22 protein-coding genes are annotated in these 23,391 nt (G+C 53.3%); 7 read left to right on the forward strand and 15 right to left on the reverse strand.

What is annotated here, in order from left to right:
• Positions 1 to 73: 73 nt before the first annotated feature.
• Positions 74 to 928: a beta-lactamase regulator AmpE gene (gene ampE / locus SK32_RS12140; RefSeq protein WP_048212681.1), complete on the reverse strand. Its 855-nt coding sequence runs from the start codon at positions 926 to 928 to the stop codon at positions 74 to 76.
• Positions 925 to 1,488 (reverse strand): 1,6-anhydro-N-acetylmuramyl-L-alanine amidase AmpD, encoded by a 564-nt coding sequence (ampD, locus tag SK32_RS12145; protein WP_048212682.1) that lies wholly within the window; start codon positions 1,486 to 1,488, stop codon positions 925 to 927. The genes ampE and ampD overlap by 4 nt, the downstream gene beginning before the upstream one ends.
• Positions 1,489 to 1,575: 87 nt before the next feature.
• On the opposite strand from ampD, the gene nadC reads away from it, so the two are divergent.
• The 4 genes from nadC (at position 1,576) to hofC (ending at position 5,721) form a co-directional block, all read left to right on the forward strand.
• A complete protein-coding gene (gene nadC / locus SK32_RS12150; protein ID WP_048213473.1) occupies positions 1,576 to 2,469 on the forward strand; it encodes a carboxylating nicotinate-nucleotide diphosphorylase in 894 nt (297 codons plus the stop codon).
• A gap of 227 nt (positions 2,470 to 2,696) precedes the next feature.
• The gene (gene ppdD / locus SK32_RS12155) at positions 2,697 to 3,134 is read left to right on the forward strand and encodes a prepilin peptidase-dependent pilin (RefSeq protein ID WP_048212683.1); all 438 of its coding nucleotides are present in this window, start codon (positions 2,697 to 2,699) and stop codon (positions 3,132 to 3,134) included.
• A gap of 9 nt (positions 3,135 to 3,143) precedes the next feature.
• Entirely contained in the window at positions 3,144 to 4,529 is a 1,386-nt protein-coding gene (gspE, locus tag SK32_RS12160; protein WP_048212684.1) for a type II secretion system protein GspE, read from the forward strand.
• Positions 4,519 to 5,721, forward strand: coding sequence for a protein transport protein HofC (hofC, locus tag SK32_RS12165; RefSeq protein ID WP_048212685.1), 1,203 nt, complete (start codon positions 4,519 to 4,521; stop codon positions 5,719 to 5,721). The genes gspE and hofC overlap by 11 nt, the downstream gene beginning before the upstream one ends.
• A 107-nt stretch (positions 5,722 to 5,828) precedes the next feature.
• On the opposite strand, the gene SK32_RS12170 is transcribed toward hofC, so the two are convergent.
• Entirely contained in the window at positions 5,829 to 6,872 is a 1,044-nt protein-coding gene (locus tag SK32_RS12170) for a GMP reductase (protein WP_040229985.1), read from the reverse strand.
• A 225-nt stretch (positions 6,873 to 7,097) separates the two neighbouring features.
• On the opposite strand from SK32_RS12170, the gene coaE reads away from it, so the two are divergent.
• Genes coaE through yacG form a run of 3 tightly spaced genes read left to right on the forward strand, consistent with a single transcriptional unit; the run spans position 7,098 to position 8,665 of the window.
• Positions 7,098 to 7,718, forward strand: coding sequence for a dephospho-CoA kinase (gene coaE / locus SK32_RS12175; RefSeq protein ID WP_048212686.1), 621 nt, complete (start codon positions 7,098 to 7,100; stop codon positions 7,716 to 7,718).
• Positions 7,718 to 8,461 carry a cell division protein ZapD gene (gene zapD / locus SK32_RS12180; protein ID WP_048212687.1) on the forward strand — a complete coding sequence of 248 codons (744 nt, stop codon included), beginning with the start codon at positions 7,718 to 7,720 and terminating at the stop codon, positions 8,459 to 8,461. The genes coaE and zapD overlap by 1 nt, the downstream gene beginning before the upstream one ends.
• A 9-nt stretch (positions 8,462 to 8,470) precedes the next feature.
• Positions 8,471 to 8,665, forward strand: coding sequence for a DNA gyrase inhibitor YacG (gene yacG / locus SK32_RS12185; RefSeq protein ID WP_005124648.1), 195 nt, complete (start codon positions 8,471 to 8,473; stop codon positions 8,663 to 8,665).
• A gap of 87 nt (positions 8,666 to 8,752) precedes the next feature.
• Here the strand turns inward: yacG and mutT are convergent, their stop codons facing one another.
• The 12 genes from mutT to murD form a co-directional block, all read right to left on the reverse strand.
• On the reverse strand, positions 8,753 to 9,142 hold the full coding sequence (gene mutT, locus SK32_RS12190; protein WP_048212688.1) for an 8-oxo-dGTP diphosphatase MutT: 390 nt from the start codon (positions 9,140 to 9,142) through the stop codon (positions 8,753 to 8,755).
• Positions 9,143 to 9,198: 56 nt separating this feature from the next.
• Positions 9,199 to 11,904: a preprotein translocase subunit SecA gene (gene secA / locus SK32_RS12195; protein ID WP_048212689.1), complete on the reverse strand. Its 2,706-nt coding sequence runs from the start codon at positions 11,902 to 11,904 to the stop codon at positions 9,199 to 9,201.
• A gap of 59 nt (positions 11,905 to 11,963) precedes the next feature.
• The gene (gene secM, locus SK32_RS12200; RefSeq protein WP_048212690.1) at positions 11,964 to 12,470 is read right to left on the reverse strand and encodes a secA translation cis-regulator SecM; all 507 of its coding nucleotides are present in this window, start codon (positions 12,468 to 12,470) and stop codon (positions 11,964 to 11,966) included.
• Positions 12,471 to 12,877: 407 nt separating this feature from the next.
• The gene (gene lpxC / locus SK32_RS12205; protein WP_048212691.1) at positions 12,878 to 13,795 is read right to left on the reverse strand and encodes a UDP-3-O-acyl-N-acetylglucosamine deacetylase; all 918 of its coding nucleotides are present in this window, start codon (positions 13,793 to 13,795) and stop codon (positions 12,878 to 12,880) included.
• Between the two features lie 100 nt (positions 13,796 to 13,895).
• Positions 13,896 to 15,047, reverse strand: coding sequence for a cell division protein FtsZ (gene ftsZ, locus SK32_RS12210; protein WP_003018753.1), 1,152 nt, complete (start codon positions 15,045 to 15,047; stop codon positions 13,896 to 13,898).
• 185 nt (positions 15,048 to 15,232) lie between these two features.
• Positions 15,233 to 16,495 carry a cell division protein FtsA gene (ftsA, locus tag SK32_RS12215; RefSeq protein ID WP_003018755.1) on the reverse strand — a complete coding sequence of 421 codons (1,263 nt, stop codon included), beginning with the start codon at positions 16,493 to 16,495 and terminating at the stop codon, positions 15,233 to 15,235.
• Positions 16,492 to 17,325, reverse strand: coding sequence for a cell division protein FtsQ (gene ftsQ / locus SK32_RS12220; RefSeq protein ID WP_048212692.1), 834 nt, complete (start codon positions 17,323 to 17,325; stop codon positions 16,492 to 16,494). Before ftsQ ends, ftsA begins: the two co-directional genes overlap by 4 nt.
• 1 nt (position 17,326) lies before the next feature.
• Complete coding sequence (locus SK32_RS12225) at positions 17,327 to 18,247, reverse strand: D-alanine--D-alanine ligase (protein WP_048212693.1); 921 nt, start codon at positions 18,245 to 18,247, stop codon at positions 17,327 to 17,329.
• The gene (murC, locus tag SK32_RS12230; protein ID WP_003018763.1) at positions 18,240 to 19,715 is read right to left on the reverse strand and encodes a UDP-N-acetylmuramate--L-alanine ligase; all 1,476 of its coding nucleotides are present in this window, start codon (positions 19,713 to 19,715) and stop codon (positions 18,240 to 18,242) included. The genes SK32_RS12225 and murC overlap by 8 nt, the downstream gene beginning before the upstream one ends.
• Before the next feature lie 51 nt (positions 19,716 to 19,766).
• The gene (murG, locus tag SK32_RS12235; RefSeq protein ID WP_048212694.1) at positions 19,767 to 20,834 is read right to left on the reverse strand and encodes an undecaprenyldiphospho-muramoylpentapeptide beta-N-acetylglucosaminyltransferase; all 1,068 of its coding nucleotides are present in this window, start codon (positions 20,832 to 20,834) and stop codon (positions 19,767 to 19,769) included.
• Positions 20,831 to 22,075, reverse strand: a complete 1,245-nt coding sequence (gene ftsW / locus SK32_RS12240) for a cell division protein FtsW (protein WP_048212695.1) — start codon at positions 22,073 to 22,075, stop codon at positions 20,831 to 20,833. The genes murG and ftsW overlap by 4 nt, the downstream gene beginning before the upstream one ends.
• Positions 22,075 to 23,391: a UDP-N-acetylmuramoyl-L-alanine--D-glutamate ligase gene (murD, locus tag SK32_RS12245; RefSeq protein ID WP_048212696.1), complete on the reverse strand. Its 1,317-nt coding sequence runs from the start codon at positions 23,389 to 23,391 to the stop codon at positions 22,075 to 22,077. Before murD ends, ftsW begins: the two co-directional genes overlap by 1 nt.

Genomic DNA, 23,391 nt, shown 5'->3' on the forward strand with positions numbered 1-23,391 from the left:
GCGCTAACGCTTACCGGGCCTACACGTTTTTTCATTGTAGGTCGGATAAGCGTTAGCGCCATCCGGCACAACGCTATACTAATGCCCCATAAATGGTCAGCAGCGCAATGACCACCACCACCACAAACGAGGTTTTCTTCGCCATCGAAACGGCAGCTTTTGGCGTTTCGACTTTATCGGTATGGGGTTCGCGCGCCAGCGAGAACTGCGCCAGACGCGTCAACACCTGATATTGCGAAGTATGCATATCCGCAAGCGAGGCAAACCAGGCCGGTAGCGCTTTCTCGCCGTGTCCTAACAGCGCATAGACCACGCCCGCCAGGCGCACCGGGATCCAGTCCAGCACATGCAGGATCGCATCGATACCCGACTGCAGACGCTGATGCGGCGTCTGATAGCGCGCCAGCCAGGACTGCCAGGCACGTAAAAAAGCATAACCCACCAGCGTCACCGGTCCCCACGGGCCACCGACAATCAGCCAGAATAACGGCGCCAGGTAAAAGCGAAAGTTGTTCCATAACAGCGCGTTCTGCAGTTCACGCAAAAACTCACGCTCATCACAGTCCGGCGGCACGCCATGGATAAGCGTTAGCTCGCTGGCCATCGCCTCACGAGCGTGAGCGTCATCGCGAGCCGCCGCGTTCAGATAGGCATGATAATGAAGACGCGTCTTGCCAGCGCCGATGCACAGCAGGCCAATTAAGATCCACGCCACCAGCAAGGGCACGTTAAACAGCAGCCCATGGAGTGCGCGCAGCAGCAGGAACGTCACCCCCATCGCAACCAGGGCCATGCCTACCGTACGCATCATCGAGAAATGCTTAACCCGACGGAAAAGAGCTTCAACCCGGTGATCAAGCTGCCAGTGCTCACCCAGCTTAAACAGGCGTTCAACAATCAACACCAGTAATGTTGTAAACAGCGTCATGTCATCTCCTTGTGTGACGAGGGGGTGACCAGGGCGCGAAACCTTGCCCAGTCAAATGAGGGGCCGGGATCGGTCTTACGCTCGGGCGCAATATTGCAATGCCCAGTCATGTTACTGGCAATCGCCGGATAACGCTGAATCAGCGTCTGCGTCACGGCAGCCAGTTGCTGGTACTGCGCATCGGTATAAGCCAGCGTATCCGTCCCTTCAAGCTCAATACCAATTGAGAAATCATTACAGCGTTCGCGGCCCTGATAGCTCGAGACGCCGGCATGCCAGGCGCGTTTATCAAAGGGGACATACTGCACGATCTCACCATCACGGCGGATCAGACAATGGGCAGAAACGCGCAAATGGGCGATTCCGGCAAAATAAGGATGGGCATTGGGATCAATCGTGCCCGTAAACAGCGCGTCGATCCATGGGCCGCCAAATTCACCGGGTGGCAGGCTGATATTATGCACCACCAGCAAAGAAGGGCTTTCGTCATCCGGGCGGCAATCGTAATGCGGAGAGGGAACGCGTCGCGCCTCTGCCAGCCAGCCCTCGTCTAACAACATGCAGAATCTCCTTATTGGTGGTGCTCATATCAGGTTCAGGGTAGCATGTTTCCACCTTATGATTCGTTAGCAATTTGGAGTTTTATCATGCCGCCTCGCCGCTATAACCCTGACTACCGACGTGACGCGCTGTTGGAACGCATAAATCTGGATATCCCTGCCGCTGTCGCTCAGGCGCTGCGTGAAGATTTAGGCGGAGAAGTTGATGCCAATAACGATATCACCGCACAGCTTTTACCCGAAGATATGCGCTCCCACGCTACCGTAATCACCCGTGAAGATGGCGTTTTTTGTGGGAAGCGTTGGGTGGAAGAGGTCTTTATTCAACTGGCTGGCGATGATGTCAGCGTCACCTGGCATGTCGAAGATGGCGACAGCATTAAGGCTAATCAGCCGCTGTTTGAACTGGACGGCCCTTCCCGCGTACTGCTGACCGGTGAACGTACCGCACTCAACTTTGTGCAAACGCTGTCTGGCGTAGCGAGTGAAGTCCGTAAATACGTCGACCTGCTGGCGGGGACAAAAACCCAGCTGCTGGATACGCGTAAAACCCTGCCTGGGCTGCGTACGGCGCTGAAATACGCGGTATTGTGCGGCGGCGGCGCAAATCATCGTCTGGGGCTTTCTGACGCTTTCCTGATCAAGGAAAACCACATTATTGCGTCTGGTTCGGTGAAACAGGCCGTGGAAAAAGCCTTCTGGCTGCACCCGGATGTGCCGGTTGAAGTCGAAGTAGAAAGCCTGGATGAACTGGACGACGCGCTGAAAGCCGGGGCGGACATCATCATGCTCGACAATTTCGAAACCGACCAAATGCGCGAAGCGGTCAAACGTACCAACGGCCAGGCGCGTCTGGAAGTTTCTGGTAACGTCACCTATGAAACGCTACGCGAATTCGCGGAAACCGGCGTGGATTTCATCTCTGTGGGCGCGCTGACCAAGCACGTTCGCGCGCTCGACCTCTCGATGCGTTTTCGCTAATCGCTGACTGTTCTGCCCGATGGCGCTTCGCGTATCGGGCCTACAGCCCCCAGCCGTATACGCCGCCGATCGGCAGTTTATTCGAGCGTCTTCGCAAATACGTTGTCTGATTCTGTAATTTCGTAACATTCATCTGAACCGGCCTTCTCGTTCTATTTTTTGCCCCTCGCCTAAAATCCCTTCGATTTGCCAAAGTAGCGCCAGCTAACTCAAGGAGCAAATCAACAATGGACAAACAACGAGGCTTCACGCTTATCGAACTGATGGTGGTCATTGGCATCATTGCCATCCTCAGCGCTATCGGTATCCCCGCTTATCAAAACTATCTGCGCAAAGCCGCGCTGACAGACATGCTGCAAACCTTTGTCCCCTACCGTACTGCCGTCGAACTCTGCGCGCTGGAGCACGGCGGAACAGAAACCTGTGATGCCGGAACAAATGGCATCCCCCCAGTGACCACCACCCGCTATGTCTCAGGTATGAGCGTGGAAAAAGGCGTGGTCAGCCTCAGCGGGCAGGAAAGCCTGAACGGGCTAAGCATCACCATGACGCCGGGTTGGGACAACGCCAACGGCATAACGGGCTGGAATCGCAACTGCGCTATCCAGAATGACAGCGCGCTGCAACAGGCTTGCGAAGACGTTTTTCGTTTTGATGCCAACTAAGGAAAAGAGATGAATACCACCCAACTAACGGCGCTGTGCCAGCGCTATCAGGCCATATTACTGGATGCAGACAATGACGCGGTGCATATCGCCGTTGTGGATGCCCCTTCCCACGAACTGCTGGATGCACTGCATTTTGCCACGACCCGACGCATCGATATTGTGTGCTGGACGCGTCAGCAAATGGAGGGCCACACACACGCGCCGCGTAAAATGCTCCCGGCCATCATCACAGAAAGCAGCGCAACTGCCGCAGGGTTGCTGAACCATGCTTTTCAATCCGCGTTGGCACAACGGGCTTCTGATATTCATATTGAACCTGCGGAGAATCACTACCGGATCAGGATACGTGTGGATGGCGTACTACACACATTACCGGAAGTCACAACCGAGATGGGCATTGCTCTCACTGCAAGATTAAAGGTATTAGGCAGTCTGGATATTGCCGAGCACCGACTCCCGCAAGATGGACAATTTACCGTGGAGATTTCAGGTGACCCCATTTCGTTTCGCATCGCCACGCTGCCTTGCCGATGGGGTGAAAAAGTAGTGCTACGCCTGCTTCATCAGGTTAATCAAACGCTGGAGGTCAACGCACTGGGCATGCATGAGGCACAGTTGGCTGCGTTTTCACAAGCATTACAGCAACCACAGGGTTTGATTCTGGTCACCGGGCCGACCGGGAGCGGCAAAACGGTTACCCTGTACAGTGCGCTACAAACCCGAAACACCCCCGATGTGAATCTCTGTAGTGTAGAAGATCCGGTCGAGATCCCCATTGAAGGACTCAATCAGACACAAATCCATCCTCGCGCCGGACTTAATTTTCAGGGTGTATTACGTGCACTACTGCGCCAGGATCCCGACATTATTATGGTAGGCGAAATCCGCGACGGCGAAACAGCTGAGATTGCCCTGAAAGCCGCACAAACCGGTCATTTGGTTCTTTCGACACTGCATACCAATTCCACCAGTGAAACACTGATACGCCTGCAGCAAATGGGGGTGGCACGCTGGATGATTGCCTCCGCGCTGACATTAATAGTTGCGCAGCGATTAGTCAGAAAATTATGCCCACATTGTCGGCGACGACTTGATACTCCCATAACACTCCCGGCAACACTTTGGCCCACGCCACTACCGCGTTGGCAGGCACCCGGTTGCCAACACTGCTATCACGGGTTTTATGGTCGAACAGCTCTGTTTGAAGTACTGCCCATTACGCCTGCGTTGCGGCAACGTATTGCCGATGGTTCATCCGCAGACGTTGTGGAATCGGATGCTCAGCAAGCGGGCATGAGTACTCTTTTCGAGGATGGCTGCCAAGCGGTGGAACAAGGGTTAACGACATTTGAAGAACTGATCCGCGTACTGGGCACGCCCCATGCCAACTAAACACCTCTGGCGCTGGCAAGGAATAACCCACGAAGGTCAACCTGTAGCAGGGATGCTATGGGCTGATACCCGACCATCGCTCCTGTTTGTGCTCGAACAGCAGCAGATTACGCCAATTCACATTAACCGGATGCGCGTTAAAACCTCGCACTGGAGCAGAGCAAACAGTGCCGAAGCCATACGCCAGTTGGCAACACTGCTTAAAGCGGGATTGACGCTTTCCGCTGGGTTAACTCTGCTCGCTGAACAGCATCCCAGCAACCAGTGGCAGGCATTACTGCGCACGCTGGCTTACGATATGGAACAAGGCATTGCGCTGTCAGCCTCGCTTTCGCGGTGGCAACACGTATTTCCCCCGCTGTACCAGGCAATGATCCGCACCGGAGAACTAACGGGCAAACTGGATGACTGCTGCTTTGAACTTGCCCGTCAGCAAAAAAACCAACAGCAACTCGCTGATAAAGTCAAAAAAGCACTACGCTACCCCATTATCATTCTTGCCATGGCGATAATGGTCGTGCTGGCGATGCTGCATTTTGTGTTACCTGAATTTGCCGCCATCTATCGCACGTTCAACACCCCGCTACCGACGCTCACTCAGTGGATTATGGCCGCGGCACACTACAGCAGTCGATGGGGATGGCTGGCAGGGTTGCTCTGCCTGGTGCTGGGAACAACATACGGGTTGATAAAGCAGAAACCCTACTGGCTTATTCTGCGTCAGAAAATACTGCTGCACTTCCCCATCATCGGGCCGATGGTCAGGGGGCAAAAACTTACACAGATCTTCACCGTACTGGCATTAACACAAAACGCGGGCATTCCCTTTCTGCAAGGTCTGGAGAGTGTCACTGAAACCCTTAACTGCCCTTATTGGTCCCAACGTTTGGCACAGGTGCATCACGATATCAGTGCCGGGAAGCCGGTATGGCTGGCGCTTAAAAATAGCGGTGAATTTAGTCCACTTTGCTTGCAACTGGTGAGAACCGGTGAAGCTTCCGGCTCTCTGGATGCGATGTTGCAAAACCTCGCCCGACATCACAGCGAGTACACGCTATCTCAGGCCGAAAATTTGGCGTCATTACTTGAGCCAGCCTTGCTTGTCATTACGGGGTTGATTATCGGTACGCTGGTTGTGGCAATGTATCTACCGATTTTTCATCTGGGAGATGCAATGAGTAGTGTGGGATAAATTTAAATGTCGGATGACGGCATAAACGCCTTATCAGGCCTACACAGAGCATGAGCGTAGGCCTGATAAGCTGTGCGCCATCAGGTGTTTAACAGTACGACCTGTTCTTACAGGCTATTGAAAACGCGGTTTTCTTGTTCCTGTACACGAATAAACGTTGTACGTTTGGTCAGCTCTTTCAGACGGGATGCACCGACATAAGTACAGGCTGAACGCAGTCCGCCAAGGATATCGCGAGCGGTATTATCAACCGGGCCGCGCAGAGGCAGCTTAACGGTTTTACCTTCAGCGGCACGATACTGAGCAACACCACCAACATGGCGCGTCATAGCAGACTCAGAGCTCATACCGTAGAACAACATGAATTTCTCACCGTTCTCTTCAACGATTTTACCGCCGCTTTCTTCATGGCCGGCCAGCATGCCGCCGAGCATCACGAAGTCCGCACCACCGCCAAACGCTTTTGCCACATCACCCGGCATTGTGCAGCCACCGTCGCTGACAATCATGCCGCCCAGGCCGTGCGCTGCATCAGCACATTCAATGACGGCAGAAAGCTGCGGATAGCCAACGCCAGTTTTTACGCGGGTGGTACATACAGAACCTGGGCCAATGCCCACTTTGACGATATCAGCACCGGAAAGCACCAGTTCTTCACACATCTCGCCGGTGACCACGTTGCCAGCACAGATCGTTTTTGTCGGCCAGGCCGCACGTGCTTTCGACACAAACTGAACAAAGTGCTCTGAATAGCCATTTGCCACATCAATGCAGATAAAGTTCAGAGCTGGATTCAGTGCCAGAATCTGTTTGGTTTTTTCGAAATCAGTGTCCGACGTCCCGGTTGAAACCATCACGTGTTTCAGTACATCGGCTGAGGAATCTGCAATGAAAGCGGCCCAGTCTTCAACAGAATAGTGTTTATGCACAGCGGTCAGGATGTCGAAGGAGGCAAGCGCCGTTGCCATGGCAAACGTCCCAACGGTGTCCATGTTCGCGGCGATAATCGGCACGCCGGACCAGGTCTGACCTGAATGTTTAAAGGTGAATTGACGTTCCAGTTCAACATCGGAACGACTTTTGAGAGTAGAGCGCTTAGGGCGGATAAGAACGTCTTTGAAACCTAACTTCAGATCTTCTTCGATACGCATGTGCGGATTCCTGGGGTTAATGGCGAAAAATCGAAACTCACAACTCCAGTGACGCTATCATACGCACTAATCAATGCCGCGCAAGACTGCGAAATTCTCTTTTTTTACGCTACAATCCCATAAATTTACCTGGCGAATAGTAGGTTAATCCTGCAGCAGCCTCGCCTTCGCACGCTTAACTTTTAACTGTTTGATAATCAAACTTAAACTCCAGGATCTGCATCTATGAGGTATACGGTAGCCTTAACCGGCGGCATTGGCAGTGGTAAAAGTACCGTTGCAAATGCGTTCGCTGACCTCGGAATAAACATCATTGATGCAGATATTATTGCGCGCCAGGTGGTTGAACCCGGCACACCCGCCCTTAAGGCGATTGCAGAACATTTTGGTTCCGAGGTGATAGCCACGGACGGATCGTTGCAGCGACGCATTTTACGCGAACGCATTTTTTCCGATCCTGATGAGAAAAAATGGCTAAATGCATTGCTCCACCCACTTATTCAGCAGGAAACACAGCGTCAGTTTCAGCAAGCGACCTCTCCTTATCTGTTATGGGTCGTCCCCTTGTTGGTAGAAAACGCGCTGTATAAAAAAGCCGATCGCGTACTCGTCGTGGATGTCACCCCTGAGACTCAACTCAGGCGAACCATGCAGCGCGATGATGTTACGCGCGAGCACGTTGAACAAATTTTGGCTGCCCAGGCAACACGTGAAGCACGCCTTGCCGTGGCAGATGATGTTATTGATAATAATGGCGCACCGGATGCTATCGTCTCGGATGTCGCCCGCCTGCACGCACTCTATTTGCAATTCGCGTCGCAGTTTGTCTCACAGGAAAAACCGTAATGCACACCCAGGTCCTTTTTGAACACCCTCTCAATGAGAAGATGCGTACATGGTTGCGCATTGAGTTTCTGATCCAACAACTCTCCATTAATTTGCCCATTGTGGATCACGCAGGTGCACTGCATTTTTTCCGCAATGTGGGGGATTTACTGGATGTATTTGAACGTGGCGAAGTCCGTACTGAACTCCTCAAAGAGCTGGAAAGACAGCAGCGAAAACTTCAGGCCTGGGTTGAAGTTCCGGGCGTCGATCAAAGCAGAATCGACTCTTTACGTCAGCAATTAAAAAGTGCGGGCAGTATTCTGATTTCTGCCCCGCGCATCGGACAAACCCTGCGTGAAGACCGTCTGATTGGCCTTGTTCGTCAGCGTTTAAGTATTCCCGGCGGATGCTGCAGTTTTGATTTGCCGACTTTACATATCTGGCTGCATCTGTCACAGACTCAGCGTGACACACAGGTTGAGACCTGGCTTGCCAGCCTGAACCCGCTCAACCAGGCATTGTCTCTGGTCCTGGATTTAATCCGCAACTCAGCACCGTTTCGTAAGCAAACCAGCCTGAATGGTTTTTACCAGGACAACGGCGATGATGCAGACCTACTGCGTTTACAGTTGCCGCTCGCTTCGCAGCTTTATCCGCAAATATCGGGTCATAAGAGCCGCTTTGCCATTCGCTTTATGCCACTGGATAGCGAGAATGGTCAGGTGCCTGAACGCCTCGATTTCGATCTGGCGTGCTGTTAAGGAGTTAAGATGTCTGAACAAACTATCGTAAACTGCCCAACCTGCGGTAAAGCAGTCGTGTGGGCAGAAGTCAGTCCGTTTCGTCCATTCTGCAGCAAACGTTGTCAGTTAATCGACCTGGGTGAATGGGCCGCGGAAGAGAAGCGTATCCCAAGCTCCGGCGATCTGTCAGAAAGCGATGACTGGAGCGAAGAGCAGAAGTAATTCAGCGACAACGGCAGGCCGGATAAGCGTTGCGTCCCCGCAATAATTTGCCGGATGCGGCGTTGCCTTATCCGGCCTACAACACCATTAGCCAGCAATCAACTTTTCAATGACCGGCGCATTCGCGGGCGGGAAATCCTGCGCATTCAGAGCGGCTTGCGCAATCCACTGCGCTGGCTGCCCCTCTTTTCCCCATGGCTCTCCTTCCCAGCTTTCAACCAGCCAGAACCACAGCGTGATATGTCTGTCCGGAAACTGATACTCCAGCTTTTCGAACAATGAGCTTTGAGTCGGCGTAATACCAACTTCTTCCTGTAGCTCGCGAACCAGCGCCTGTTCCGGCGTTTCGCCCGCTTCTATTTTTCCGCCGGGGAACTCCAGCTTATTTGCCATATGAGCATCGGCGGCACGCTGAGTGATAAAAATCTCGTTGTGCTTATTACGAATAATTCCAACAGCGATTTGCAGTACTTTCATATTTATCGTCCATAAAAAAGGCGCAGAATTCTGCGCCTTTTCAGTGAGTTATTTTCTTAGCTCAGACGGCCATGGCACTGTTTGTATTTTTTACCGGAACCGCAAGGGCACGGATCGTTACGACCCACTTTACGATCGCCGGTTTGTGCCGCCAGCTCTTCTGCCGCAGCAGAATCATCATCTTTGTGGCTCAGCTGCTGCATCTGCGCTAAACGCTCAGCATCTTCGCGACGCTGCTGCTCCATCGCTTCTACTTCTTCAGGCATACGCACCTGAACTTTGCTCAGGGTGCTGATCACTTCGTACTTCAGTGATTCCAGCATTGATGCAAACATAGAGAAGGATTCGCGTTTATATTCCTGCTTCGGATCTTTTTGCGCATAACCACGCAGGTGGATACCCTGACGCAGATAGTCCATCGCCGCAAGGTGCTCTTTCCACAAGGAGTCGAGAGTTTGCAGCATCACGCCTTTTTCGAAGTGACGCATCATCTCTGCGCCCACAACATCTTCTTTACGCTGATAAACTTCTACGGCGTTTGCCAGAATACGTTCGCGCAGCGTTTCTTCGTGCAGCTCAGGCTCTTTATCCAGCCACTCTGAAATCGGCATCTCGAGGTCGAAATCGTTTTTCAAACGTTCCTGCAGACCCGGAATATCCCACATTTCTTCCAGGGACTGCGGCGGAATGTACGCATCAATGGTGGCTTTGAAGACATCTTCGCGAATGCTGTTGATGGTTTCGCTAACGTCGGACACATCCAGCAGTTCATTACGCTGGCTGTAGATGGCACGACGCTGATCGTTGGCAACGTCATCGTATTCCAACAGCTGTTTACGAATATCGAAGTTGCGGCTTTCTACTTTACGCTGCGCGTTAGCAATCGCTTTGGTTACCCATGGATGTTCAATCGCTTCACCTGGCTTCATACCCAATTTACGCATCATGCCAGACACGCGGTCGGAGGCAAAAATACGCATCAGCGCATCTTCCATCGACAGGTAGAAACGAGAAGAACCCGCATCCCCCTGACGACCGGAACGGCCACGCAGCTGGTTATCGATACGGCGAGATTCATGACGTTCGGTACCAATGATGTGCAAACCACCGGAGGCCAACACCGCGTCGTGACGCACCTGCCAGTCAGCTTTAATCTGTGCGATTTGTTCTTCTGTCGGATTTTCCAGCTCGGCGACTTCTGCCTGCCAGCTACCGCCCAGCACGATATCCGTACCACGACCCGCCATGTTAGTGGCAATGGTCACGGCTGAAGGATAGCCCGCCTGTGCGACGATTGCTGCTTCGTTAGCGTGGAACTTGGCGTTCAGCACGTTATGTTTGATGCCTGCCTTGGTCAGCTCGTTAGAGACCACTTCAGATTTTTCAATGGAGATAGTCCCCACCAGCACCGGCTGACCATTCGCGGTACGCTCTTTAATATCTTCGATAATGGCCTGAATTTTTTCCGCTTCGGTCATGTACACCAGATCCGGTAAATCCTTACGGATCATCGGACGGTTAGTTGGTACAACTACGGTATCCAGCTTGTAGATGGAGCTAAATTCAAAGGCTTCGGTATCTGCTGTACCGGTCATACCGGCCAGTTTTTCGTACAAACGGAAGTAGTTCTGGAAGGTAATAGATGCCAGCGTCTGGTTCTCGTTCTGGATCTCTACGCCTTCTTTAGCTTCAACAGCCTGGTGCAGACCATCGGACCAGCGACGCCCCTGCATGGTACGGCCGGTGTGTTCATCAACGATGATAACTTCGCCGTCTTTCACGATGTAGTCAACATCGCGGGTAAACAGCACGTGCGCACGCAGTGCGGCAGTCACGTGGTGCATCAGCATAATGTTGCCCGGAGAGTACAACGACTCGCCTTCATCCATAATGCCTTCTTTCACCAGCAGTTCTTCAATCAGAACCAGACCACGTTCGGTAAGGTTAACCTGGCGCGATTTCTCATCGACAGAGAAGTGGCCTTCGCCCTGGAATGTGTCAGAATCTTCCTTCTCCTGACGGATCAGGTTTGGAATGATTTTGTTCACTTTCTTGTACATTTCCGAGCTATCTTCAGCCGGGCCGGAAATGATCAGCGGAGTACGTGCTTCATCGATCAGGATGGAGTCGACTTCATCGACCAGCGCATAATGCAGTTTACGCTGAACGCGCTCTTCCGGGCTAAACGCCATGTTGTCGCGCAGGTAGTCAAAGCCGTATTCGTTGTTGGTACCGTAAGTGATGTCAGCATTGTAAGCTTCACGCTTGGCCGGAGCCGGCAGACCTGACATGTTGATACCTACGGTCATACCGAGGAACTCAAACAGTGGGCGGTTATTTTCGGCGTCACGCTGAGCCAGATAGTCGTTCACGGTAACGACGTGTACACCTTTCCCGCTTAATGCGTTCAGGTAGGCTGGCAACGTTGCGGTCAGTGTTTTACCTTCACCGGTACGCATTTCTGCGATACAGCGATCGTTGAGGACCATACCACCCAGCAGCTGAACGTCGAAGTGACGCATACCGAACACACGCTTACTCGCTTCACGGACTACCGCAAATGCTTCCGGGATCAGGCTTTCCACGCTGGCACCTTTTTCCAGACGGGCGCGGAATTCAGCGGTCTTCGCTTTCAGCTCATCATCGGAGAGTTTTTCCATCTCCGGTTCCATCGCGTTGATGACGTTGACCACTTTGCGCATACGACGCAGCGTACGCTCGTTACGGCTACCGAATACTTTCGTTAATAATTTGATTAGCATAATAAAATCTCAAACGCCCCGCGGTGCGGAGTCAAAATTATAAGTTGGAAGGTTCTTTTTTAGCTGAGGCGTTGAGGACCAGCGCGGATACCCTGCTGCTGGCTTATCCAGACAGGAACACTAAACGCGGCCAGAGAAGTGAAATGGGCATATGTCACGCGACTTACTGTCGCCGGCGGTCTGCCTTCCTGCGTCAGCATCGCGCTAAGCGTATTCAGTAACGCAAGATGGTGCGCCTGGATTGGCAACGGCTCTTCGGCAACGGGCAGCGCCTGAGGGGCCATAGCAAAAGAAAGATGGCGTATAACCGTACGAATGGCATGTTGATGCCAATAATCAACAGTAAAATTCGGGCGACGGTTAGTGGCTTCCAGCAAAGCAAGCTGGTTAAAGTTAACTTTAGCGCCTTGATCGTGATTGCTGGCGGTCGCCTTCGCGGGGGTATTAGGTTCAGCAGCATTACCGATCGCGGGCAGGCCAAAACTTGCCGCGACCATCCCTAATAAGAGATGCGGCCAGAAGTACCGTCTGCCTAACTGTCGCCAGCGCGTCAGTATTCCACTCACGTTATTGCCACCTGATCTACCCTGCGTTTGGGGTTATAAATGCAAAACCATTTTTTGCGCACAAATATTACCATTAATGCGTTCGCACCACAGCAGTAATGACGCAAGTCGCGGGTAAATATGCTTAAGAAAGCAGCGATCGCTCAGTATTTTAATCTGACAGCGGGAAAAAAGTCGCATCGAAAAAGACGGTGAGCTATTGGAGGATAAAAAAAACGACTGGCTCACCTGGCCGGAGAGAGTGCCAGATTGACCAGTCGAATTTATACGACAGATATACACTTCATCCTTCAAGCTGCCTCTTTGTTGGCTGCCTTCTCTCACCCCAGTCACGTACTGGTCGTACGTTCCTGAGGATTCGCTCAGTTGCCGCCTTGATGCAACTTGAATGATTTTGTGTATAGTTATTATGCCAGTACAGTCGAAGGCGCTTTGAACGCCAGCGGCAGTTCTGCGTCGTCCTGGAAGGTCACATATTCCCAGGCTTCCTGTTTTGCCAGGACCGCCTGCAACAGTTTGTTATTCAATGCATGACCGGATTTATACGCGGTAAATGCACCAATAATGTTGTGACCACACATGAACAAGTCACCGATCGCGTCGAGCATTTTGTGACGAACGAATTCATCTTCAAAACGCAGGCCGTCTTCGTTCAGTACGCGATAATCGTCAACAACGATGGCACAATCGAAGCTGCCGCCCAGGCACAGGCCGCGGGACTGCAGATATTCGATATCACGCATGAAGCCGAAAGTACGCGCACGGCTGATCTGACGCATGAACGCATCAGCAGAGAAGTTCATCGCATAGCGCTGGGTGCTGGAGTCGATCGCCGGATGGTTAAAGTCGATGGTGAAATCCAACGTAAAACCATTATACGGCTTAAACTCAGCCCACTTGTCGCCATCTTCGACGCGAACGGTCTCTTTGATGCGGACAAATTTCTTCGCACTGTTCAGTTCTTCAATACCTGCATCAAGCAGCAAGTAAACGAACGGAGCAGCACTACCATCCATGATCGGGATTTCCGGGGCATTAACCTCAATAACGATGTTATCGATACCTAAGCCCGCCAGAGCAGCATTAAGATGCTCAACGGTTGAAATCCGCACATCATGCTCGTTGACCAGACACGTACAGAGCATGGTATCACGCACAGATTTGGCATCGGCCGGGAAATCTACCGGAGGATTCAAGTCGGTGCGACGATAGATGACCCCGGTGTTGGCCGGCGCAGGGCGTAATGTCAGGGTGACTTTTTTGCCGGTATGTAAACCGACGCCAGTCGCCTGAACGATACGTTTAAGAGTCCTTTGTTTGATCATCGTATAATCTCGCCAAATTACCTATCCAACCGAAGTGTACTATACATTCGGTGGGCCAGTTTAGCACAAAGAGCCACAATCCCCAAATTCCAGCTAATTCTTAATCAGCTTGCTTACGCAGGAATGCAGGGATATCCAGATAATCCGGCTCTTTAGTGGTCTGCGGCGTATTGTCGTTAACCACCTTCGCTACCGGTTTTTGCTCTTGCGTCAACGGCGCCATACCGTGCTGCTGGTAACGATCCATTACCGGCTGCTGAACCTGCTTGTTGGTCACCAGAGTGATTTCAGGACGCTTGTCCATACCAATTCCAGTGGCAACAACGGTAACGCGCAGTTCGTCGTTCATATCCGGGTCCAGAGAAGTACCGATAACCACAGTCGCGTTATCCGATGCAAATGCACGGATGGTGTTACCCACGGTTTCGAACTCATCCAGACGCAGGTCGAAGCCCGCAGTAATGTTAACCAGCACGCCACGCGCGCCAGACAGATCGATATCTTCCAGCAGAGGTGAAGAGATAGCCATTTCAGCCGCTTCTTCAGCGCGATCTTCACCGCTCGCCACGCCAGAACCCATCATCGCATAGCCCATTTCGGACATCACGGTGCGCACGTCGGCAAAGTCGACGTTCATCAGGCCCGGACGGGTAATCAGTTCAGCGATACCCTGGACTGCGCCTTTCAGCACATCATTCGCTGCGCCAAACGCATCCAGCAGGGAGATACCGCGACCCAGCACTTTCAGCAGTTTGTCGTTCGGGATAGTGATCAGAGAGTCCACATGTTTGGACAGCTCGGTGATACCCTGCTCCGCGAATGCCATACGCTTCTTGCCTTCAAAGTTGAAAGGCTTAGTCACGACAGCAACGGTCAGAATACCTAAATCTTTTGCTACTTCAGCAACCACTGGCGCTGCACCGGTCCCGGTCCCGCCGCCCATGCCTGCTGCGATGAACACCATGTCTGCGCCGTCAAGCGCTGCACGCAGAGCTTCACGGTCTTCGTCTGCCGCATTGCGACCGACTTCCGGGTTTGCACCCGCGCCCAGACCCTTGGTGATGCCGCTACCAATCTGAATGGTCTGTCCAACCGCCGTTTTACGCAACGCCTGGGCGTCGGTATTCACCGCGAAGAATTCAACACCTTCGATGCGCTCGCGCACCATGTGTTCAACGGCATTACCGCCGCCGCCGCCGACGCCGATGACTTTAATCACCGCGTCATTGGTCAGTTCCATAGGTTCAAACATAGTTTCTCTCTCCGTTTTACACTTTATCCTTCAAGCCGCCTCTTTGTTGGCTGCCTTCACTCACTCCCGTCACATAGTAAACTATGTGACGGGAGATTCGCTCAGTTGCCGTCGCGATGCAACTTGAATGACGTTGTGTATGTGCCTGTCGCCTGAGGCCGTAATTATTGCCGGCCTCATAAAAATTAAAACTCTTTTCGCAGCCAACTATTGAGTCGTTTAATCCACGAGCCAACTGATGCCGTTACACGTTTTTCAACTTCAGCTTCACCACTTAAATGGGATTCTTTCCCGTAATGAAGCAACCCCACTGCCGTTGAATAATACGGCTCCTGGGCATAATCTGTCAGACCGGTAATATTGAGCGGCGCACCAATACGCACCTGCGTATGAAACACGCGCTGAGCGCAGGCCGCAAGACCTTCAATTTGCGCAGCACCACCGGTTAACACAATCCCCGCCGCCAGATGATGTTTCACACCCTGCTGGCGAAGTTGTTCCTGTAATTGCAAAATTTCTTCGTTGACCAGGTTAAGCAGCTCGGTATAACGCGGCTCAATGACCTCAGCCAGAGTCTGACGTTGCAGACTGCGTGGCGGACGACCACCGACGCTTGGCACTTCAACGCTCTCATCTTTACCAACGATAGAACCCAGCGCACAACCATGACGCACTTTGATGGCTTCAGCATCGCTCGGCGGCGTACCAAAGGCATACGCGATATCGCTGGTGACCACATTCCCTGCATAAGGGATTACTTTGGTATGGCGCAACGCCCCGCCAGTATAAACGGCGATGTCCATTGTACCACCACCAATATCGACCACGCAGACACCCAGCTCACGTTCGTCTTCCGTTAACACGGAATAACTGGCTGCCAACCCGGCAAATATCAGTTGGTCAACTTTCAGGCCACAGCGTTCAACGGCTTTGACGATGTTCTTCGCCATGTCGTTGTGGCAGGTAATCAGATGTACTTTTGCCTGCATACGCACGCCGGAAAGACCGACCGGATTTTTAATGCCTTCCTGGTAGTCAATGGCGTATTCCTGTGGAATAACGTGCAGTACACGATGTTCATCGCGCACACGTACGGATTTTGCCGTATGCACAACATTTTCCACATCTTCCTGGGTCACTTCCTCTTCGGAAATGGGCACCATACCAATTTCATTCTGACAGCTAATATGTTTACCTGAAAGCGCCAGATACACTGAGGAAATCTGGCAATCTGCCATCAGTTCAGCCTGGTCAATGGCACGCTGTACGCATTTCACCACTGACTCAAGGTCATTCACCCCACCTTTATCCATACCTCGCGATGGGCAACTGCCCACGCCAATGATATTGACCATACCGTCGGGCAGAACTTCCCCTACTAAAGCGGCTACCTTCGCGGTGCCAATCTCCAGTCCAACTACCAGTTTTCTGTCCGTCGCCTTGATCATTGTTGTTCTGCCTGTGCCTGATTCTGTTGCTGATTAGATTCCTCAGGAGGCAAGGGAACCCAGCCTACTGCCGCTCCTGAGTCATAACGCAAATCAACGTAGCTAATCCGTTTGCCATCGGTTTGCGCCTGCTGCTGTAAAACCGGGTAGAGTTCCACAAAGCGAGCCAAACGTTTTATCGTATCGCCCCTGCCAAGATTGAGCTTAATATCGTTATTAAGCGTTAACTGCCAGGAACGACGAGCGGTCATCGCCGCTTCCTTCAGGGTGAATCTATCCTTAGCCAGCACCTGCCCCATATCGCGGAACCCTTGCAACACTTCACTTGCGCTACCTTCCGGACCGTACAACATGGGTAATACCTGCTTATTGGCCCGACCGGTTGGGACGCTGAATGTATTGCCATCGGCATCCACCATATGTTGGTCATTCCAACGCGCTATTGGCACATATTCAACCAGATGAATCTTCAATTCATCAGGCCACTGCTTTCTGACGCTCGCCTGCTTAATCCAGGGAAGGCGTTCAATCTGACTCTGAATGATGTTCACATCCTGAGTCATAAAGGTTCCCGGAGCGCCCAGCGCCAGGATGGACTGACGAATATCGTCATTGCGCGTGTAATGTCGCTCACCGGTCAATACCAGCTTCGACAATGGCAAACGCTGCGCATCTTCCATCCATCCCAACACGACCCAGCCGCTGACAAACACGGTGCACAGCACTGTCAGCAGGAACAGTATTCCTGCAAGACGCGTTCCATTATTGCGGCGTGAGGAGTTTACTTCTTCTTCATCACCGTTTCGCGTGTTCAGCGCAGCCTGCGACATATCAGTCCGCCAACGCCAGAATTCGAACCACCAACTGCGAGAAGCTCAGGCCCGCCTGACGCGCCGCCATCGGCACCAGGCTGTGGCTGGTCATACCCGGAGAGGTATTCGCTTCCAGCAGATAAAACTGGCCATCGCTGTCCAGCATGACGTCAATACGGCCCCAGCCTTTACAGCCCAATGCGTTCCACGCATTCAGGACTAACGCCTGTAATTCGGCCTCCTGGCCAACTTCCAGACCTGCAGGGCAGAAATATTGTGTCTCATCAGACAGATACTTCGCCTCATAATCATAGAAGGTTCCCGCGGGTTGGATACGTATTGACGGTAAAATTTCTTCACCAAGTATCGCAACTGTGAATTCTGGCCCACTGAGCCATTTTTCAATCAGTACTTCTTCATCATGCTGAAAAGCCAATGCTAATGCAGTTTGCAAAGCATTTTCTTCTTCAACTTTTGACATCCCGACGCTGGAACCTTCACGGCTTGGCTTCACAATCAACGGCAAGCCTAACGCAGAAATTCTCGTAACCACTTCATCGCTAAGTCCTTTTTCAAACTCAGCACAGGTCAATGCCACCCATGGCGCAACGGGCAATCCAGCCCCCTGCCACAGCAGCTTGCTGCGCAGCTTGTCCATTGAGATAGCCGATGCCATAACGCCGCTACCGGTATACGGCAGGCCGATCTGCTCCAGCATGCCCTGCAACGTACCATCTTCACCGCCGCGACCGTGCAGAGCAATAAACACCTTCTGAAAACCCATTGATTTCAGAAGAGTGACATCAACCTCTTTCGGGTCAACCGGATGGGCATCTACACCACCTTCACGCAACCCGGCGAGTACAGCCGCGCCAGAATTCAGCGACACTTCTCGTTCTGCGGAGGTGCCCCCTAACAGGACCGCGATTTTATCAGCCATGTTGTTCCTCCTCCGGGTTTTGCGGCTTCAGTTTGATTTCAGCTAAGGAACGTGCGATTTTGCCGATATTTCCAGCACCTTGCACCAAAATCAGATCGTTGCCGGTTAATACCGGCGCCAGCATGTCTGCCACCTGAGCCGGATCGGATACCAGAATCGGGTCGATCTTACCGCGACCACGGATCGTACGGCACAGCGAGCGGCTGTCCGCCCCCGGAATCGCGGCTTCACCCGCGGCGTATACATCCAGCATCAACAGCGCATCGACCTGGGTCAGCACGTTGGCAAAGTCGTCATACAGATCGCGTGTACGCGTAAAGCGGTGCGGCTGGAACAGCATTACCAGATTTTTGTCCGGCCAGCCCGCGCGTGCAGCTTTAATCGTGGCATCCACTTCCGTTGGGTGATGGCCATAATCATCAACCAGCATCGCCGTCCCGGCTTTACCGTTTACCGGCTCAAGCGGGAATTCGCCGAGGAAGTCAAAACGGCGTCCGGTGCCCTGGAAACTTTCCAGCGCGCGCAGAATTGCGTCGTCTTCAATGCCTTCTTCTGTTGCCACTGCCACCGCCGCCGCCGCGTTCAGCGCATTGTGACGGCCTGGTGCGTTCAATGTCACACGTAAATCGGCCATCCCCTGACGTAGCAGCGTGAAGTGCCCTTGTGGACCAATCTGCTGATAATCTTCGACGCGCACATCAGCATCATCGCTGAAACCATAGGTTGTGGTTTGACGACCAACCCGCGGCAACAACTCGCGGATCACCGGATCGTCAACGCACATCACCGCACGACCATAAAACGGCAAGTTATGCAGGAAATTAATAAACGTCTGCTTTAAATTTTCGAAGTCGCCATGGTAGGTATCCATATGGTCAGCTTCGATATTGGTGACAATCGCCACCATCGGCTGCAAATGCAGGAACGACGCGTCGCTCTCATCCGCTTCGGCAATCAAATAACGGCTATGCCCCAGACGAGCATGGACGCCTGCTGCTTTCACCAAACCGCCGTTGACGAAAGTCGGATCCAGACCCGCTTCCGCATAGATGCTGGAGACCATCGCCGTGGTCGTGGTTTTACCGTGGGTCCCGGCAATGGCGATACCGTGACGAAAACGCATCAACTCTGCCAGCATCTCCGCACGGCGGATCACCGGGATACGCGCTTCATGGGCCGCAACAATTTCCGGGTTATCCGCAGAAATAGCGCTGGACACCACCACCACGCTCGCATCACGCACGTTTTCCGGGCGATGATTAAAGAAAATCGTGGCGCCCAGATTCGTCAACTGCTGCGTCACCGGATTCGGCGCTAAGTCAGAACCGCTGATCTGATAACCTTCATTGGCCAAAACTTCGGCAATACCGCCCATACCGGCACCACCGATGCCGACAAAGTGGATGTGCCGAACGCGACGCATTTCGGGCACGATGGAACGCAGTTTTGCCAGTTGTTGTGTATTCATTCTTTAGCCATTAACTTCTCAGTTCATGCGATGCAAAAGGCATCACCACAATTACACCCGGGCAGCCCGGCTCACTTCAATTGCAACACGCTCTGTGGCATCCGGTATGGATGCGGCGCGCGCACGTTCTGCCATGGTTAATAAGGTTTCTCGCGACCACCCGGCAAGGGTGCTGGCGACGGCATCCACAGTAAACTGCGGCTGCTCAAGAATTTTGGCAGCGCCCGCTTTCTCCAGCGGCAGCGCATTCCAGTACTGCTGTCTGTCTTTGTGCTGGAACGGCACAAACAACGCCGGCAAACCTGCGGCAGCAATCTCGCTCACCGTCAGCGCGCCTGAGCGACAGACCACAACATCCGCCCACGCGTAGGCTGCCGCCATATCATCAATAAATTCAGTGACCTTGTGTTGCGGTTGTCCCGCATCGGCATAAGCCTGCTCAACGGTTTGCTGCGCGCCTTTACCGCTCTGATGCCAGATAGTCACTGCGTCGCCAAGTTTTGCGGCGACCTGAGGCATCGTCTGGTTCAGCACGCGCGCGCCCTGCGAACCTCCGACGACCAGCACGCGCACCGGACCTTCACGCCCAGCCAAACGTTCTTCGGGTAACGGCAGTGCAAGGACATCAGTACGCACTGGATTCCCCACCACGTCCGCATTCGGGAAAGCACCAGGGAAGGCCTGCATCACCTTCGTCGCGATCTTCGCCAACCATTTGTTGGTTAATCCCGCAATACCGTTCTGCTCATGCAGAACTACCGGAATGCCTAATGACCAGGCCGCCAGACCGCCAGGGCCGGACACGTAGCCGCCCATACCCAGCACCACATCAGGCTTAAACTGCTTCATGATGGCGCGCGCCTGACGCCAGGCATTAAAAATACGCACGGGGGCGGCAAGCAGCGCGTTAACACCTTTGCCACGCAAACCGGAGATGCGAATAAAGTCAATTTCAATGCCGTGTTTCGGCACTAAGTCCGCTTCCATACGATCGGCGGTGCCCAGCCAACGAACCTGCCAGCCCTGGGCCATTAAATGGTGCGCAACCGCCAGCCCCGGGAAGACATGTCCACCGGTACCGCCCGCCATCACCATTAACCGCTTCGGTTGACCACTCATCGTGCACCTCGTGTAAACGCCTGGGCTTTTTCCAGACGCGTTTCATAATCAATACGTAACAAAAACATGATGGCTGTCGACATGATCAACAAGCTTGAACCACCATAACTGATCAACGGCAACGTCAGACCTTTGGTTGGCAGCATACCTGCCGCCGCGCCGACGTTTACCAACGCCTGGAAGCTAAACCAGATCCCGATGGAGCAGGCTAAAAAACCTGAAAAACGGTGGTCAATTTCCAGCGCCTTACGACCAATCGACATCGCGCGAAAAGCGACGAAGAATACCATTAAAAGAGCGAGTACCACACCGATATAACCCAGCTCCTCCCCAATAATGGCGAAGATAAAGTCGGTGTGTGCTTCCGGCAAATACTCCAGTTTTTGGACTGAATTACCCAATCCCTGGCCCCACACTTCACCGCGACCAAAAGCCATCAGAGACTGTGTCAGCTGATAGCCGCTGCCAAACGGATCTTCCCACGGGTTCCAGAAGGAAGTTACGCGGCGAATACGATACGGCTCGGCAAGGATCAGCAGTACGACCGCCGAAATCCCCATGCCGATGATGGCGATGAATTGCCACAATTTGGCGCCAGCCAAAAATAGCATCGCCAACGTGGTAACAAACAGCACCACCACCGTACCGAGGTCAGGCTGCGCCAGCAGTAAAATAGCCAGCACCAGGATCACGCCCATCGGTTTTAAGAAGCCGCGCAGGTTGTTACGCACCTCATCCACTTTACGCACCAGATAATTGGCGAGATAACAGAACAGCGACAGCTTGGTAAATTCCGCAGGCTGAATACGCAGCGGGCCCAACGCAATCCAGCGCGACGCCCCGTTAACGGAGCTACCCACCACCAGTACGATCAGCAGCATGATGATTGAGGCTATCAGCATCGTCGTACTGTACTTTTGCCAGAACTCCATCGGCAGACGCAGCGTCACCATCGCCAGACAGAACGCGAGGAAGATATACAGCGCGTCACGTTTAGCGAACAGGAAGGGATCGCCTGCCAGGCGTTGCCCTACGGGCATCGATGCCGATGTCACCATCACAAAACCGATCGCTGCCAGACCAAAAGTCAGCCACAGCAGCATGCGGTCATACATGATCAGGCTGTCGGCGTCTTTATCACGCGAAGCCATCACCCAGCCTTTAAGCGCCGCAAAGATCCACGCCAGGACACCCAATCCCGGTACGCGCGGCATTCTCAGACGAGGGAGAGATAAACGCATCAACCCAACTCCTTCGCCAGACGGGCAAAGACGTCGCCACGTTGCTCAAAGTTCTTGAACTGGTCAAGGCTGGCGCAGGCTGGCGACAGCAGCACCATATCGCCCGGCTTCACGCGCGGCGCAAGCAGACGCATAGCCTGCTCCATGGTTTCAGTTTGTTCCGCAATCTCAGGTCGCAGAGCGGCGAGTTGCGCGCCATCGCGACCAAAGCAGTACAGACGAATATTGTTGCCGCTCAGGTAACGTTGCAGCGGCATAAAATCAGCGGATTTTCCGTCGCCGCCCAGCAGCAGGTGCAGCGTGCCGTCAACGTGCAGGCCATTCAGCGCGGCTTCGGTACTGCCCACGTTGGTGGCTTTCGAATCGTTAATCCAGCGTACGCCGTTATGGTTCAGCACCAACTGAAAACGGTGCGCCAGACCGGTAAAGGTGGTCAGTGCTTTCAGGCTCGACGCCCGTGGCAGACCCGCAGCATCCGCCAGCGCCAGCGCTGCCAGGGCGTTGGTATAGTTATGCTGGCCGGTAAGCGTCATCTCTTTCACGTTGAGGACTTTTTCCCCTTTCACTCGCAGCCAGGTTTCGCCCTGCTGACGATTCAGGTGATAGTCCCCCATATTGACGCCAAAGCTCACGCAACGCTCATCTGCACCACGAACCGGCATAGTCAGCGCATCATCGGCGTTGACCACGCATACTTTCGCGTTCTCATAGACGCGCAGTTTGGCTGCACGGTACTGCTGCAGTCCAAACGGATAACGGTCCATATGATCTTCAGTGACGTTCAAAATGGTGGCCGCGACAGCCCGTAAGCTGGAGGTTGTCTCCAGTTGGAAGCTGGACAGTTCCAGAACATACAGTTCACGTTCGTCATCCAGCAGCATCAGCGCAGGCAGGCCAATATTACCGCCAACGCCGACGTTTACTCCGGCCGCTTTCGCCATTTCGCCAACCAGCGTCGTGACGGTGCTTTTACCGTTGGACCCGGTGATCGCGACGATCGGCGCCTGTGCTTCGCGACAAAACAGCTCAATGTCGCCAACAATTTCAATCCCTGCATCAGCAGCGGCGCTCAACGAAGGATGCGCCAGGGCAACACCAGGGCTGGCGACGATGAGATCGGCAGCCAGCAGCCAGTCATCATTCAGGCTGCCAACATGACGCTCAACCGCTTCCGGTAATTTATCCAGGCCCGGCGGCGTCGCACGGGTATCCATCACGCGCGGCGTCACGCCACGCGCCAGAAAGAAATCCACGCAGGACAGCCCGGTCAATCCCAGACCGATAATGACGACTTTTTTACCCTGGTAATCAGCCAT

The organism is Citrobacter sp. MGH100 (assembly GCF_001034465.1).
Lineage (GTDB): Bacteria > Pseudomonadota > Gammaproteobacteria > Enterobacterales > Enterobacteriaceae > Citrobacter > Citrobacter youngae.